Raw genomic sequence first — 270 nt, forward strand, 5'->3', positions numbered from 1 at the left:
TGCCAGTGGTCTGGTTGTCGTCCATGAGAAAAGCCCTTCCTGGGCAGAGGTGACACGCGCAGGTGTCATCGCGGCGCCGGCCGGTCGGCCGAGCCGTGCAGAAATTTCAGATGGGGCGGTGGTTCAGCTGGGGTGGTTCAGAGGGTGCGGGGGGCGAGCGCGGTCTTGACCGCCCGCGACGCCCTAAACGCGCCCAGGACCTCGACCGATGCGATCGTCGCCAACGCCAACTCCGGGCTGACGTCCTCGGCGATCGTGGCCAAGCCGAGC

General features: G+C 67.8%; 1 protein-coding gene. It reads right to left on the reverse strand.

Features of this window, described 5'->3' with window-relative positions:
- Window positions 1-137: 137 nt before the first annotated feature.
- Window positions 138-263 (reverse strand): hypothetical protein, encoded by a 126-nt coding sequence (locus RM445_RS32175; protein WP_311560630.1) that lies wholly within the window; start codon window positions 261-263, stop codon window positions 138-140.
- Window positions 264-270: the final 7 nt, after the last annotated feature.

It is taken from the genome of Pseudonocardia charpentierae (genome assembly GCF_031845345.1).
GTDB classification, from domain to species: domain Bacteria; phylum Actinomycetota; class Actinomycetes; order Mycobacteriales; family Pseudonocardiaceae; genus Pseudonocardia; species Pseudonocardia charpentierae.